Genomic DNA, 13,589 nt, shown 5'->3' on the forward strand with positions numbered 1-13,589 from the left:
TAGCTCACTGGTATTGGGCAGATGTAATAAACTGGCCAAATGTTTCACACCACACAATCACTGTGTTGTATTGCGCAATATCGACACTCTCGCTCACAGGCAGCATGAATTGGTTAAAGGTTTTGATATCGCCGATCCTGACCATAGTCGATTTTAGGCGATTGAAATCGTCTTCTGTTTCAACAAACTCTGGCGATAGGTAGAGCTTATAATCAGGCCCCGGAGCTAACTCCCCGGTAAAACTGATGCTGTCTGCTGCCAGTGCAACTTTACCTTCCCCCCAGTGCAGGAAGTCACTGTCTTGACGCTCTTTATCAAAGGTACCGGTAAACTGTGCTTTTTCCTCCACCGACTGAATAGTGGAAACCGGTGGTGCCTCCGGCGCAATCAAAATGGGTAGCGCGTAAATACCTAGCGCAAAACCAATCCCAACCGCTATGATGTGTGTGGCCAATAACCCAAAAACTCGTTTCACCCCTGCCTCCTGCTGCATCAAAATACGTCCAACTCATTACCATTGAACTATAGCAAAAACAGCAAAGTAGCCAGGACATTGCTAGCAGAAATCTACAACCTTGGCTTCGAAGCGAGAGCCTTTTCTAATAGGCGCAGCATTGCTTGTCGAACCGGCCCCTCGGTATAACGACGAGTTTGGATCACATCGACTGTTGTCAACCAACCGTCTGGCTCAAAGGCCAAATCCAACACTGCCAACTTACCTTGTTCAACAAATGGGGCAGCTAGCCTCTCGGGGACAATCACCCAACCTAAGCCTTGGGCAGCCAATTCCAACAGCAGCTGATGATTATTGGCATACCAGACCTGTGTGCTGATGGCATAACTAAACCACAGCTCTTTGCCACTGGACGAGCGCTGTACGACTTGGCGATAATTACGCAGATCACCATCTTTGAGTGCTTTTTTCTGAGATAAAGGGTGCTCGGGAGAAGCTAGAGTCAAAAACCGATTATAACCCACGGTGGCAAACTCGGTATCTTCCAGCATCTTGCCATCTGAGTAGACTACCCCGACGTGTGCCCGCCCTTCACACACCATAGTTTTGATATCAAAGGTCGATGCCGAAACCAGTTCAATATTGGTCATCGGAAACTGCTCACCTAGCGCAACTAACTGCGCCAGCAGTTCAGGCTCAAGCACACTTTCTTCTATTGCTACCACTAGCTCATGCTCTTGGTCAGCATCCAATGCCATGACCTTTTGATCTAAGCGTTGCTGTTGCAACAAAATGGCGCGGGCAATAGGCAGCAATGCTTCTCCCTGAGCGGTAAGCCTTGGCATATTGCTGGAGCGGTCAAACAAAGTCTGATTTAACGCGATTTCCAGGTTCGACACCGACTGGCTAACCCCAGATTGCGCCCGTTTATATTTTCTCGCCGCTGCAGAAAAAGAACCACACTCACAAACGGCGACAAACATTTTCAATTGTTCAAAGCTGTACATTATTGATTAACCATTGTCTACGCTATCTCCCGCCTCTCAGCATAGCTATCACGAGTCGTGATAGCTACTAACTTTCACCCTATAATAACTTTGCTACGCTGCTACCTGAAATGAGGCGGGGTATTCGTATATCCCCCATGAATTAACACCTTAAAGAAAATCAGAGTATCAGCATATATGATAGTAGAGCTCTGAACTGAACAACTGCCGGAGCTGCCATGAATATTGACCAAGCCGTTGCTCTCATCCACCGCGGAGCTGAGCAAGTTACCCCTGAATCTGGGTTGATTGAAAAGTTAAAAAAAAACCGGCCTTTGGTGGTCAAGCTGGGGGCGGATCCTACCGCTCCCGATATCCATCTCGGCCACACTGTTATTCTGAACAAGCTAAGGCAGTTTCAAGACTTGGGCCATAATGTTGTCTTCTTGATTGGCGATTTTACCGGAAAAATTGGCGATCCAAGCGGCAAGAATATAACCCGCCCACCGCTGACGACAGAACAGGTTCTTGCCAATGCCGAAACCTACCAGCAGCAGGTGTTCAAGATCCTCGACCCAAACAAAACCGAGATCGTATTCAATTCCCGCTGGCTCTCCAAGCTGGGCGCTGAAGGTATGTTGAAACTTACCGCCAGCCAGACAGTCGCCCGGATGCTTGAACGGGAGGACTTCAAGAACCGCTTTGCTCAGCAACAATCCATCGGTATCCATGAGTTTATCTACCCGCTTCTTCAAGGCTACGACTCAGTAGAGCTAAAGGCCGATATCGAACTGGGCGGCACGGATCAGACCTTTAACTTGCTGATGGGCCGTGAGCTGCAAAAACAGCACAACATGGAGCAGCAAGTCGTTATCACCATGCCGTTGCTGGTTGGCCTCGATGGGGTTAAGAAGATGTCCAAGTCAGCGGCTAATTACATTGGTATTACCGAATCGCCAGAGGAAATGTTCGGCAAACTGATGTCCATTTCAGACGACTTGATGTGGAATTACTTGGAGCTATTGTCATCCCGTCCTATGGATGAAATTGAGCAGTTTAAGCGGGATATCGATTCAGGGCGCAACCCCAAAGAGATCAAGGTACTGCTGGCAAAAGAGATCGTCACCCGCTTCCATTCCGAGCCCAAGGCAGATAATGCAGAAGCCATGTTCAACCAGCGCTTTGCTGCTAAAGTTTTGCCTGACAATTTAGAGACAATTGACGTGCGGCACGGCTTGAGCATCAGTCAGCTGCTCAAACAAACTGGATTAACAGCGTCAACCTCAGAGGCGATTCGCTTGATCAAGCAAGGGGCCGTGAAGATAGATGGGGTTAAAATTGAAGATCCCACACTGACGCCGGCATTGGGCGAAGAGATCTACCAGGTTGGCAAGCGGCGGGCGGCCAAGATCAGGATTATGCCTCAGTAGACTTCGACGATGACCACAAGGCCAGACGCTACTGGCCTTTGTTCGCCATAGCTTTCATTGCAAAATGGATTTGAGCACTGCGATACACTTGCGGGTGACATCTGTACCATTACCAGTCAGGTGTGCCGTTGTAATCGCCCCTTCCTTCATAATGCAAATAGCATCGAGTAGCAGCGGATGTTCACCAGACAACTTCTGTGCAATCACTTCTCTGACCTGCTCTTTGTGATAGCGGCAGTACTTCGCGATGTCACTATCCAAATCACTGAACTCTGCAGACGTATTGATAAAAAAGCAGCCTCTGAAATGACCAAGCTCAGCCTCTTTATCATTAAACCAATCATCGAGAGCTTGAAATAGGTAAGTGATCACCTCCTCATCCGACGACACTTCACTGAGTTTCCGCTCGAGCCAGGACATAAAGCCCTGGTGCCTCTGCGCTAAAGCGGCGACAACAAGATCATCTTTACTCTCGAAATGACTATAAAGCGTCCGTTTAGCAACACCAGAGACCTTCAAAACTTCATTGATCCCAATTGATTTAATTCCGTAGCCGTAAAACAGCCCTAATGCTGTATCAACCAATAACTGTCGCTTTTTACTCATAGCCAACTCCTCGAACAACAGCACCATCTTGACAAAAGTAGACTGATTTGTCTATCTTACCAAGTAGACAATTCGGTCTACTTTTTTGAGGTGTATGATGAATCATCTTATGTATGCGGTTTTAGCCGGATGTGGCGCAGCTGTAGCCATTGGCTTACTTTCGTTTATGGATGCAAACCTTGCGGATGTGGCGCTATTGATGGCACCGTTTGGTGCGACGACGGTTCTTGTCTTTGGATTACCAGACAGCCCTTTGGCACAGCCTAAAAATGTCATTTTTGGCCATTTACTGACTGCTGCTATTGGCGTGTTTTTTACGCAATATGTCGGAGTCTCGGCAATGACATTGGCGATAGCTACTGGGGCCGGAGTGAGTGCAATGCTGATGACAAAAACCACTCACCCACCAGCTGGGGCTAACCCAATATTAATTATGCTATCAGGCCAAAGCTGGGGCTTTCTATTTACACCCGTTTTAGTTGGGGCTGTGATGATCGTCGTTGTTGGGAGATGCATGAAGCTGCTACAGCAACGTTTTATCGCTGCTTAAAGATAATCATCATAAGTTGTAATGATTGATGGTAATGACCAACAAAAAGGCCACCCTGCGGTGGCCTCAAATTACTCTGACAGGGCAAGTTTTACCGCCGCTTCTGCATGAATTATCGTCGTGTCATATAAGGGTACATCGGTGTTTTCAGAGGAAATCAACAGAGCGATTTCCGTACAACCTAAAATTACCGCTTCAGCCCCATGTTCAGCCAACGATTCAGTGATCCTTACATATTCAGCGCGGGATTCATCTTTGATAATCCCTTTGCACAGTTCATCGTAAATCACTCTGTGGATGATTTCCCTATCAGGCAAGTCAGGAACAATCACCTCTATACCAAATTTCTCGGTAAGACGGTTGATATAGAAGTCCTGCTCCATCGTAAAGCGGGTGCCGAGTAAGCCAACCTTCTTAATACCATCGGCCTGCAATTGTTTTGCTGTGGCATCGGCAATATGGAGCAATGGTATAGACATCACCTGCTCGATATCTTTCGCGACTTTGTGCATGGTATTAGTACAGATCAATAAAAAATCCGCTCCTGCAGCCTCTACTGATTTTGCCGCATTGGACAAAATCTCCGCGGTAGCTGGCCAATCGCCTGCATGCTGGAGTTTCTCAATTTCGTCAAAGTTTACACTGTAAAGTGCTACTTTTGCCGAATGTAACCCCCCAAGCTCCCGCTTGATACCTTCGTTAATTGCCTTGTAGTAACTGGCTGTAGATTCCCAGCTCATTCCCCCTAACAGGCCAATGGTTTTCATGGTGTCTTTATCCTTACTTATTCGACAAATATATTCACTATTAGCATTGATAGATGTATAAAAACAGATAAAGATAGAGTAATTAACACAGCAACAGGGAAAAGTGCGAGTGATACAACAAGCCAGCTTTCGGGATATTTCTGACATTATTGCCCTCACTGGCCGGGCAATCAGAACGTGCATAGATGAACCTTCTGATATCCAGGACGGGCTCATCGCCAGTTGCGCCGACAGTGTGATGTGGTGGCGGGCACATCCCGACCTCGCGCTGCATTACGTCTATCGTATCGACGGCAGCGTGGTGGGTGCGCTTTTGGTCAAAGAGTACTGGAACCTCTCCAACTTGTTCGTCGATCCGGCATACCATCACCAAGGCATTGCTCGCCAGTTAATTAACAAAGCCCTCGAAGAATGTAAAACACGCTCTCCTAAGCAAGCTGTGCATCTTAATGCCTCAAGGTATGCCGTAAACTTCTATCAAAAACTGGGGTTTGTCCCGAATGGCGAGCCAAGAGACTTACCCGGCGGGTGTTTCCCTTTCATCTATAAGTTCAATCAAAGCCCCTGAAGCAATAACACTGCAGACAGCACAAAGGTCACCATCGCTGGTACCCCGTCCCGCCAAGTATCAAACCACAGGTGGCAGGCAATCGCACCAATAGAAACAGCAGCAAGAGCTGTCGCCCCAACCAAAGAAGCACTCGCAACGAACGATGTGCCCATGAAGATTGGCGCCATGATCAGCAATGCTGAAATTAACTCAACGCTCCCAACCACAAACATCCAGTTGCGGTTAAGGCCATACTTCACGAAGAAGGCCAACTGGGTAGTAAAAATCGTCTTCTGCCAACCTAACAGCTTGATAGAGCTAGCAAACACAAAGAAAACAGCAAGAAGAACGGTAATAATAACTTGAGTTGTAGTCATGATATTGGCCTCAAAAAATAAACTGAGAGCAATCATAAACATTCCAAGTGAGCCAGATATAGAGCTAAAATTGATTACCAAGGATTCCATTTAGGAATAGATATGGACAAACTAGACTGCATCAGAACCTTTGTCAGAGTTGTGCAACTAGGCAGCTTTACTGTTGTCGCCAATCGCCAAAACATTACCCAAGGCAGCGTAAGTAAAAAGGTCGCCTGGCTGGAACAACAACTTTCAATTTCATTGTTGCACCGAACCAGCCGCCAACTGTCGCTGACTGATGCGGGGGAGGCTTATTATCAGCATGCCCTTCGCCTACTGGAAGATCATGACAGCTTCGAAGCCACACTCAAAGGTGAACAGATCAAAGTCAAAGGAAGGCTAGCCCTATCCATGCCAACATCTCTAGGCTTGCACCTGCTATCCAAGCCAATTGCTGACTTTATGGCCATACATCCCGACGTTGATATCGATCTTTCACTCAACGATCAACACATAGATCTTTATCGCGACAACATCGATATCGCTTTTCGCGCGTCTTTCCTTAAGGATTCAGGGCTCAAAGCGAAGCGCATAATGGATAACACCATGGTCTATTGCGCCTCCCCCGACTACCTTGAGCGAGAAGGCACGCCAAAATACGCCAGTGATCTCACTGAACATCAATACCTGAGTTATTCGCTAGCCCATCCCTCTAATGTTTTGCGCTTCACCAATCGAGACGGCAAGTCAGAAAAAGTGACAGTGAGTGAGGCTTTTCGTACCGACAGCCCGGAAATGCTGTTGAAAATGGCCATTTTAGGGCAGGGAGTTACCTTCTTACCTCAATGGATGGTTTCTACTTATGAAGCAACAGGTGAGTTGGTTGAGGTGCTAACAGATTACCCAAGGCAAACTATTCCGCTTTATGCTGTTTACAAAGACAGTCAGTCTCAGCCTTTTCGTATCAGAGCTTTCATTGACTTTATTGCTGACACCTTTGATGGGAATGACAGTTGAAACCATTTGCCAAACCTTATTGAACACTGTATTAATAGTGTTTTGCTCGTAGGAGATCAGCGATGTTCGCCATTAGACAGTTTTTCAAGCGAAGAGCAATTCGCCAGTACATCAAAACACTCAGCCCAATGCTAGTGAAATCCTATGGTCCAAGAGAAAGCTATACCGAGGGGCAGATCAATGCCGTGCTGAACGAATCTGGCCTAAGCCATCGGTACCAGCAATATGCTCACGCTCTCTTTGGCGAGCAATATCCTACAAAACATCAAGAACTGGCTAGCAGCTTATTCGAAGGTAGCCCCTTTAATGCCCTGGGTATCATTGCTATTGCCAAACCTACTGGCTGGAAAGGAGGGTCTAACACCGATAACCTTTCAAACCACTATGGGCAAAACAGCAGGTACTAGTATTATTATCGATAAATAGTCCTGTCCTTATTTTGATATTTTTAGTCTTTATACTTGTAATAGACACTTTTTAGCTTCCCTACAATGGCTCTCGACATTAACGACAACCAACTGGAGCCTTTGTATGTCTGAACTATCTACTTCAAAGCTATCTACATCAAAGCTATCAATAACAAAATCGTCAACAGCAGAGCAACCAACATCACATCACACAAGCAACACACACCAGTCGATCAGCTTGTTGATTACCGAAGATCACCCAGCTTACCAGTGGGCAAAGAAGCAATCTGATTCAATTAATGCTTTTGGCCACATTGGTACTCATATCGACTGTTACACCAAAGTACCGGAAAGCAGCCACTACGTCACTGATACCTTATTACTGGATTGTACCCAGGCCATGCCTTGCATGGATGATATCGAGAAGCTTGATATTTCAGGAAAATCCCTAGTGCTATTTACCGCAAACCTTGAAAACAACGGTTACGGCACACTTGAATATGGCAAAGCCGATACCTCACTTGATAGTGATGTACTGGATGCCATTCTCGCCAAACGCCCTGCATTTATTGTTATTGATAGCTACGGTATCGGTGCGCATGGTGATGAGCATATTAGCTTCGACAAGCGCTGTGAGGAAAATGACTGCTTTGTGATTGAAAATGTGGTGCTGAACCATGAAATGGCTGACAGATTGACCCAGCTGGACATTTATTTTGATGTCACGAGCGCTTCAACCGGCAAACGCTGCGAAGTCACCGCCATCTTTCGCTAGCGGGACAAGGCGTTGATCACCAGCCTCGGAGGCATCAGGAGCAGATATGTGAGGCCAAGACGAAAATCTTAGGAAATGGGACATAATTGCCCACTATAGGGAAGATAGTCGAACGTATTTCGATGAAGATGTATCCATCAAAACCAAGCATACAAAGGAACAGCCATGCATCACCCAAAAATTACCTTCATCGGGGCCGGTTCTACTATTTTCGTCAAAAACATCCTTGGCGACGTTTTCCATAAATCGGCACTAAAAGGGGCTGACGTTGCCCTGATGGATATCGACCCTGTCCGCCTGGAAGAGTCACAAATTGTTGTCAGCAAGCTGATGGAGTCAGCTGGTGCAACGGGCAACATCCATTGCTACACCGACCAAAAAGACGCTTTAAAAGGTGCAGACTTTGTCGTGGTCGCCTTTCAGATAGGCGGCTACGAGCCTTGTACCGTCACTGACTTCGAGGTCTGCAAGAAGCACGGCCTGGAGCAAACAATCGCCGACACGTTGGGCCCAGGCGGCATCATGCGCTCACTGCGTACCATTCCTCACCTATGGCAGATCTGTGAAGATATGACTGAAGTCTGCCCAGAGGCCACCATGCTAAACTACGTCAACCCAATGGCAATGAACACTTGGGCGATGTACGAAAAATACCCACACATCAAGCAAGTTGGCTTGTGCCACTCAGTACAGGGCACAGCGGAAGAGCTTGCTCGTGATCTGGACCTCGACTACGGCGACCTTCGCTACACCTGTGCAGGTATCAACCACATGGCCTACTACCTGACACTGGAGAAGAAAACCGAAAACGGCGAGTACGTCAGCATCTATCCGGATCTGCTAGAAGCTTACGAAATGGGACAGGCGCCGAAGCCAAATATTCATGGCAACCCTCGTTGCGAAAACATCGTTCGCTATGAAATGTTCAAGAAGCTGGGTTACTTCGTTACCGAATCTTCCGAGCACTTCGCCGAGTACACACCTTACTTCATCAAGCCTAACCGCCCAGATTTGATTGAGCGCTACAAGGTGCCATTGGACGAGTATCCAAAGCGTTGTGTCGAGCAGATCGCCAACTGGAAAAAAGACTTGGAAGCCTTTAAACAGGCAGACCGTATCGAGCAGAAAGAGTCTCATGAGTACGCCAGTACCATCATGAATGCGATCTGGACCAATACCCCAAGCGTGATTTACGGCAACGTGAAGAACGAAGGGCTGATTGATAACCTGCCACAGGGCTGCTGTGTCGAAGTGGCTTGCCTGGTTGATGCCAATGGTATCCAGCCGACCGCAGTGGGCAAACTGCCAAGTCATTTGGCCGCCTTGATGCAGACCAACATCAACGTCCAGACCCTGCTGACAGAAGCAATCCTGACCGAGAACCGCGATCGCATCTACCATGCCGCCATGCTAGACCCTCACACCGCAGCGGTACTCGGCATCGAGGAAATCTATGCCTTGGTCGATGAGCTCATTGAGGCGCAGCAAGACTGGTTGCCTAATTGGATTTAATCCATTAAAGCAACACCATCAATAGAATTAACAAATCACCATCACGCCATTGCCGTGGCGTGATGGAAAAGAACAAGAAGCACATTTATCAAATTGCAGAAAGACTCTGTGCCCAATTCTGGGTGCAGAGGCTTGAAGCAGTTTGGGCACATCCTTATCGTGAAACAAACAATAATTGCCTTTCCTACAAAAAGCAGTAAAACAGGGAAAAGGAAAAAGGAGCTTTTATGAGCGTCTCAATGAACACCAAGTTAAGCTACGGCTTTGGGGCATTTGGCAAGGACTTTGCCATCACCATCGTCTATATGTACCTGATGTTTTACTACACCGATGTCGCCGGGATCTCGGCCGGTATTGTCGGTACCATTTTCCTCGTCGCCCGTATCTGGGATGCGGTGAACGACCCGATTATGGGCTGGATAGTCAACAACACCCGCAGCCGCTGGGGTAAATTCAAGCCATGGATTTTAATCGGTACCATCGCCAACTCTGTTGTACTTTACCTGTTGTTCAATGCCCACTATTTTGAAGGCCCTTGGCTTATTGCCTATGCCGCAGTCACTTACATTTTATGGGGCATGACCTATACCTTAATGGATATCCCGTTCTGGTCCTTGGTACCTACCCTCACACTGGATAAACGTGAACGCGAAGAGCTTGTTCCCTACCCTCGCTTTTTTGCCAGCTTAGCCTGGGTTGTTACCGCAGCCATTGCCATGCCATTTATCAACTACGTTGGCGGTGAAGACAAAGGTTACGGTTTCCAGGTATTTACCATCCTGCTTATTGCCTGCTTTGCGGTATCAACCTATATCACGCTTCGCAACGTTAAAGAGCGTTACTCTACCGCACAGCTTGAAGACCAGTCTATGCAGGAGAAAGTCTCGCTCAAAGAAATGGTTGGCCTTATCTACAAAAACAGCCAGTTAAGCAGTGTACTGTGCATGGCCTTGGCCTATAACCTAGCAACCAATATCATCACTGCCTTTGCTGTCTACTACTTCACCTATGTTGTTGGCAATGAAGCGCTATTCCCTTACTACATGGCCTATGCGGGTATCGCTAACCTGATCACCCTAGTCCTGTTCCCGAAACTTGCTGGTATGTTCTCGCGCCGTGTGCTTTGGGCATGCGCTTCTGGCTTCCCTATCCTAGGTAGCTTGGTACTGATTTACGTTGGTATGTATGACCCACAGAGCATTATCTTGATTTCAACTGCAGGTGTTTTCTTGCAAATTGGTACGGCACTGTTCTGGGTACTTAACGTCATCATGGTCGCTGACACTGTGGACTACGGCGAATATAAGCTAGGCGTTCGCTGCGAAAGTATCGCCTACTCGGTACAAACCTTGGTAGTTAAAGCTGGCTCAGCCTTTGCGGCCTTCTTCATCGGTATTGCCTTGACAGCAGTCAACTACGTACCGAACGTTGAGCAGAATGCTGATACTGTCTTTGGCATGCAGTGCATCATGATTGGCTTGCCTAGCTTCTTCTTTGCCATTGCGCTGTATATATACTTCCGCTACTACAAGCTAAACGGCACACTGCTCAATGATGTCCAGCACAAGCTGATGCAGAAATACGGTGATGAAGAACCTGAAGCAGGTAATACCCCGCTAACACCAGAGCCACAGTTAGCGCAAGAAAATCGTTAGAGTTAGGTCGAGACATTAATCAAAACAATGCCCACTCAATATCAAAGAGTGGGCTTTTTGCTAATACGTTTTTCGTGTGTGACGTATGTGAGGGTTAGCCCGTTACGTTCTCGATAAAGGTTGCCAGTTCATCAACAGCCTGTTGATTGGACGACTGTACGACCACTTCTGTACCTTGTACCAATGCCAGTGTCTGCAGCTTGAACAGGTTTTTAGCGGTTGCTGCTTTGCCGTTAGAAACAACTTCGATTTCTTCGGCATATTTTTTCGCTGCTTTTACGAACTGGGCTGCTGGTCGGGTATGAAGACCGCTCTCTGCGGTAATGAGGGCTTTTTTCTTGTACATAATCAAACTCCTTAGGTATCTGTTTGATTTTGTACCGCTTTAAAGAAATAGATTCTGAGATATCCGCTCAAGATGAATACAAAAAAGCCATGGTGATTCCCAAAATGGGATCCCACCATGGCTCCAGGATGCAATAACGGTAAATGAATGACTTATCGTTTGATAACACGCACGCGGAACGTACGGCCTTTCATCTTGCCTTTCTCAAGTTTCTTAAGGGCAACACGTGCCACATCGCTCTTCACGGCAACATAAGCCACCATATCAAAGACATTGATCTTACCGACTTGATCGCCTCGGATCCCATTTTCACCAGTCAGTGCACCAAGAATGTCACCCGGGCGTACTTTCTGTTTCTTACCACCCAAAATCTGAAGCGTGGTCATCGCTGGGCGGAATGTCGGCTGATTCAGCAAAGACTCAGATGGCAGCTCAGAGCCTACGATGTCTTTTTCTAGGTAGTCTTCAAGAAGTGCGACCTTGTAGTGCTCTTTGTCACTAAAGAAAGAACATGCCACGCCCTTGCTGCCCGCACGACCTGTACGGCCAATGCGGTGAACGTGCACTTCAGTATCACGCGCTAGGTGATAGTTGATCACACAATCCAGCGCTTCGATGTCCAAACCACGAGCCGCGACATCGGTAGCCACCAGCACCGAGGTACTCTTGTTGGCAAAACGTACCAATGTCTGATCACGCTCACGCTGCTCTAGGTCACCGTGAAGTGCCATCGCACTGAAGCCATACATATCCAAGTCATCTGCTACTTCCTGAGCTTCTCGCTTGGTGTTACAGAACACCACTGATGATTCTGGCTTATGCAGAGACAGCAACAGGCGAAGTGCGGTCATACGATCTTCATTGCTCTCTACATGGTAGAAGTGCTGGTCGATGGTGTTGTCATCATGAGTAGACTCTACCTTCACCATCACTGGCTTATGCATAATTTCGCGAGCGATAGATTCAATCTGTTTAGGGTAGGTCGCACTAAATAGCAGCGTTTGGCGATCTGCAGGCGCAGCATCAACAACAGCATCCAAAGCATCTTGGAAACCCATTTCCAACATGCGGTCTGCTTCATCCAGCACCAGCAGGTTCAGATCATCAAGAGATAGGAAACCTTTACGGATATGCTCTTCAACACGACCCGGCGTACCAACAATGATATGGGCACCGTGCTCTAGCGAACCAATTTGCGGGCCAAATGGCATACCACCACACAAAGTCAGCACCTTGATGTTATGGATAGAGCGTGCCAGCTTGCGGATTTCTTTGGCTACTTGGTCGGCCAGTTCACGTGTCGGGCAAAGTACCAACGACTGGATGCGGAAGCGCTTTACATTAAGGTGGTCAAGCAAGCCCAAACCAAACGCTGCGGTTTTACCCGAGCCCGTTTTACCCTGAGCAATAACGTCTTTGCCCGATAGAATATGCGGTAGGCTCTGGCTCTGGATAGGCGTCATAGATGCATAGCCAAGGGTCGCTAGGTTAGCTTCTAATTCAGGCTTTAGGTTAAGGGTTGAAAACGCGTTGTTGCTCACGGGCATAGTCCTGTCATTACCTGCAAAATCAACATCGCTTTGCAGGTTCAAAAAACACTGGCAACACCGGCGAAAATCACTGTCTATCTAACCCCGTTACCACAAGGGGTGCGACACTAACAGCCTTGAGGTAAAAAAGATAGGTCAGGGCTGATATTTTCAGCCCTATAGTACACATTCGAAATGCAGTTCTGTCATTCAGTGACTAAATCAACTTCGCTAGCCCTACCAATTACTTTTATTTCCTTTTCCTGGGCCTCGTGGACTCATCATCTGATGACTCAGAAATTCCTGTTCTGAAATCATATTATCGCCATCGGTATCGATGTCGGAAAACTCTGGACGCTGACCCGCATTCTGCATACGCCCTCCGCTCTCAGCACGCGCTTGCATGCGCTCAGACTGAAATGCTAAGAACTCTTCCTCCGTAATGTAACCATCATTATTAGTATCGAAATCACTAAATGCAGGCCTTGGTGGTGGATTACCTAATTGCGGGCCAGCAGCCCACGCCGATACAGATACGATTGATACTGCCAGCAAGGCAGTAAGCAGCATTCTTTGCGCTTTCATAACAGCCCCCTTTATTGCTGTACTATCAACTTAAATATATGCCCTCTAATGTATATTAACG

16 protein-coding genes are annotated in these 13,589 nt (G+C 47.4%); 8 read left to right on the plus strand and 8 right to left on the minus strand.

The features are described 5' to 3' along the window. Window positions 1-4: 4 nt before the first annotated feature. Window positions 5-475 carry a DM13 domain-containing protein gene (locus tag R2X38_RS03585; protein WP_317520723.1) on the minus strand — a complete coding sequence of 157 codons (471 nt, stop codon included), beginning with the start codon at window positions 473-475 and terminating at the stop codon, window positions 5-7. A 92-nt stretch (window positions 476-567) separates the two neighbouring features. Next, window positions 568-1,461: a LysR family transcriptional regulator gene (locus tag R2X38_RS03590; protein WP_317520725.1), complete on the minus strand. Its 894-nt coding sequence runs from the start codon at window positions 1,459-1,461 to the stop codon at window positions 568-570. Between the two features lie 218 nt (window positions 1,462-1,679). On the opposite strand from R2X38_RS03590, the gene tyrS reads away from it, so the two are divergent. After that, complete coding sequence (tyrS, locus tag R2X38_RS03595) at window positions 1,680-2,870, plus strand: tyrosine--tRNA ligase (RefSeq protein ID WP_317520727.1); 1,191 nt, start codon at window positions 1,680-1,682, stop codon at window positions 2,868-2,870. 54 nt (window positions 2,871-2,924) lie between these two features. On the opposite strand, the gene R2X38_RS03600 is transcribed toward tyrS, so the two are convergent. Then, window positions 2,925-3,476, minus strand: coding sequence for a TetR/AcrR family transcriptional regulator (locus R2X38_RS03600; RefSeq protein ID WP_317520729.1), 552 nt, complete (start codon window positions 3,474-3,476; stop codon window positions 2,925-2,927). Window positions 3,477-3,573: 97 nt separating this feature from the next. On the opposite strand from R2X38_RS03600, the gene R2X38_RS03605 reads away from it, so the two are divergent. Beyond that, on the plus strand, window positions 3,574-4,026 hold the full coding sequence (locus R2X38_RS03605; protein WP_317520730.1) for an HPP family protein: 453 nt from the start codon (window positions 3,574-3,576) through the stop codon (window positions 4,024-4,026). 71 nt (window positions 4,027-4,097) lie between these two features. On the opposite strand, the gene R2X38_RS03610 is transcribed toward R2X38_RS03605, so the two are convergent. Beyond that, window positions 4,098-4,793: an aspartate/glutamate racemase family protein gene (locus R2X38_RS03610; protein ID WP_317520731.1), complete on the minus strand. Its 696-nt coding sequence runs from the start codon at window positions 4,791-4,793 to the stop codon at window positions 4,098-4,100. A 103-nt stretch (window positions 4,794-4,896) separates the two neighbouring features. On the opposite strand from R2X38_RS03610, the gene R2X38_RS03615 reads away from it, so the two are divergent. Beyond that, complete coding sequence (locus R2X38_RS03615) at window positions 4,897-5,361, plus strand: GNAT family N-acetyltransferase (protein ID WP_317520732.1); 465 nt, start codon at window positions 4,897-4,899, stop codon at window positions 5,359-5,361. On the opposite strand, the gene R2X38_RS03620 is transcribed toward R2X38_RS03615, so the two are convergent. Then, window positions 5,349-5,720 (minus strand): DoxX family protein, encoded by a 372-nt coding sequence (locus R2X38_RS03620; RefSeq protein ID WP_317520733.1) that lies wholly within the window; start codon window positions 5,718-5,720, stop codon window positions 5,349-5,351. The two genes, R2X38_RS03615 and R2X38_RS03620, sit on opposite strands and share 13 nt — an antisense overlap. Before the next feature lie 102 nt (window positions 5,721-5,822). On the opposite strand from R2X38_RS03620, the gene R2X38_RS03625 reads away from it, so the two are divergent. The 5 genes from R2X38_RS03625 (at window position 5,823) to melB (ending at window position 11,068) form a co-directional block, all read left to right on the plus strand. Further along, the gene (locus tag R2X38_RS03625) at window positions 5,823-6,719 is read left to right on the plus strand and encodes a LysR family transcriptional regulator (RefSeq protein WP_317520734.1); all 897 of its coding nucleotides are present in this window, start codon (window positions 5,823-5,825) and stop codon (window positions 6,717-6,719) included. Window positions 6,720-6,781: 62 nt separating this feature from the next. After that, on the plus strand, window positions 6,782-7,126 hold the full coding sequence (locus tag R2X38_RS03630) for a DUF6559 family protein (RefSeq protein ID WP_317520736.1): 345 nt from the start codon (window positions 6,782-6,784) through the stop codon (window positions 7,124-7,126). 124 nt (window positions 7,127-7,250) lie between these two features. Further along, window positions 7,251-7,901 carry a hypothetical protein gene (locus R2X38_RS03635; RefSeq protein WP_317520737.1) on the plus strand — a complete coding sequence of 217 codons (651 nt, stop codon included), beginning with the start codon at window positions 7,251-7,253 and terminating at the stop codon, window positions 7,899-7,901. A 165-nt stretch (window positions 7,902-8,066) separates the two neighbouring features. Continuing rightward, complete coding sequence (locus R2X38_RS03640) at window positions 8,067-9,413, plus strand: alpha-glucosidase/alpha-galactosidase (RefSeq protein ID WP_317520738.1); 1,347 nt, start codon at window positions 8,067-8,069, stop codon at window positions 9,411-9,413. A 227-nt stretch (window positions 9,414-9,640) separates the two neighbouring features. Further along, entirely contained in the window at window positions 9,641-11,068 is a 1,428-nt protein-coding gene (gene melB, locus R2X38_RS03645; protein ID WP_317520739.1) for a melibiose:sodium transporter MelB, read from the plus strand. Between the two features lie 94 nt (window positions 11,069-11,162). Here the strand turns inward: melB and R2X38_RS03650 are convergent, their stop codons facing one another. The 3 genes from R2X38_RS03650 to R2X38_RS03660 all read right to left on the minus strand — a co-directional run bounded on the left by R2X38_RS03650 (window position 11,163) and on the right by R2X38_RS03660 (window position 13,528). Further along, window positions 11,163-11,414: an HPr family phosphocarrier protein gene (locus R2X38_RS03650; RefSeq protein WP_222549866.1), complete on the minus strand. Its 252-nt coding sequence runs from the start codon at window positions 11,412-11,414 to the stop codon at window positions 11,163-11,165. A 152-nt stretch (window positions 11,415-11,566) separates the two neighbouring features. Beyond that, window positions 11,567-12,955, minus strand: a complete 1,389-nt coding sequence (gene dbpA, locus R2X38_RS03655; RefSeq protein WP_317520741.1) for an ATP-dependent RNA helicase DbpA — start codon at window positions 12,953-12,955, stop codon at window positions 11,567-11,569. Window positions 12,956-13,180: 225 nt separating this feature from the next. Then, complete coding sequence (locus R2X38_RS03660) at window positions 13,181-13,528, minus strand: EF-hand domain-containing protein (protein ID WP_317520742.1); 348 nt, start codon at window positions 13,526-13,528, stop codon at window positions 13,181-13,183. Window positions 13,529-13,589 lie beyond the last annotated feature (61 nt).

Source organism: Photobacterium rosenbergii (genome assembly GCF_033022775.1).
Taxonomy (GTDB): Bacteria; Pseudomonadota; Gammaproteobacteria; order Enterobacterales; family Vibrionaceae; genus Photobacterium; species Photobacterium rosenbergii_A.

Coding starts and splice junctions, on each gene's coding strand:
- R2X38_RS03590 (WP_317520725.1), bottom strand. CDS start 1,461: ATGTACAGCTTTGAACAATTGAAAATGTTTGTCGCCGTTTGTGAGTGT.
- tyrS (WP_317520727.1), top strand. CDS start 1,680: ATGAATATTGACCAAGCCGTTGCTCTCATCCACCGCGGAGCTGAGCAA.
- R2X38_RS03600 (WP_317520729.1), bottom strand. CDS start 3,476: ATGAGTAAAAAGCGACAGTTATTGGTTGATACAGCATTAGGGCTGTTT.
- R2X38_RS03605 (WP_317520730.1), top strand. CDS start 3,574: ATGAATCATCTTATGTATGCGGTTTTAGCCGGATGTGGCGCAGCTGTA.
- R2X38_RS03610 (WP_317520731.1), bottom strand. CDS start 4,793: ATGAAAACCATTGGCCTGTTAGGGGGAATGAGCTGGGAATCTACAGCC.
- R2X38_RS03620 (WP_317520733.1), bottom strand. CDS start 5,720: ATGACTACAACTCAAGTTATTATTACCGTTCTTCTTGCTGTTTTCTTT.
- R2X38_RS03625 (WP_317520734.1), top strand. CDS start 5,823: ATGGACAAACTAGACTGCATCAGAACCTTTGTCAGAGTTGTGCAACTA.
- R2X38_RS03630 (WP_317520736.1), top strand. CDS start 6,782: ATGTTCGCCATTAGACAGTTTTTCAAGCGAAGAGCAATTCGCCAGTAC.
- R2X38_RS03635 (WP_317520737.1), top strand. CDS start 7,251: ATGTCTGAACTATCTACTTCAAAGCTATCTACATCAAAGCTATCAATA.
- R2X38_RS03640 (WP_317520738.1), top strand. CDS start 8,067: ATGCATCACCCAAAAATTACCTTCATCGGGGCCGGTTCTACTATTTTC.
- melB (WP_317520739.1), top strand. CDS start 9,641: ATGAGCGTCTCAATGAACACCAAGTTAAGCTACGGCTTTGGGGCATTT.
- R2X38_RS03650 (WP_222549866.1), bottom strand. CDS start 11,414: ATGTACAAGAAAAAAGCCCTCATTACCGCAGAGAGCGGTCTTCATACC.
- R2X38_RS03660 (WP_317520742.1), bottom strand. CDS start 13,528: ATGAAAGCGCAAAGAATGCTGCTTACTGCCTTGCTGGCAGTATCAATC.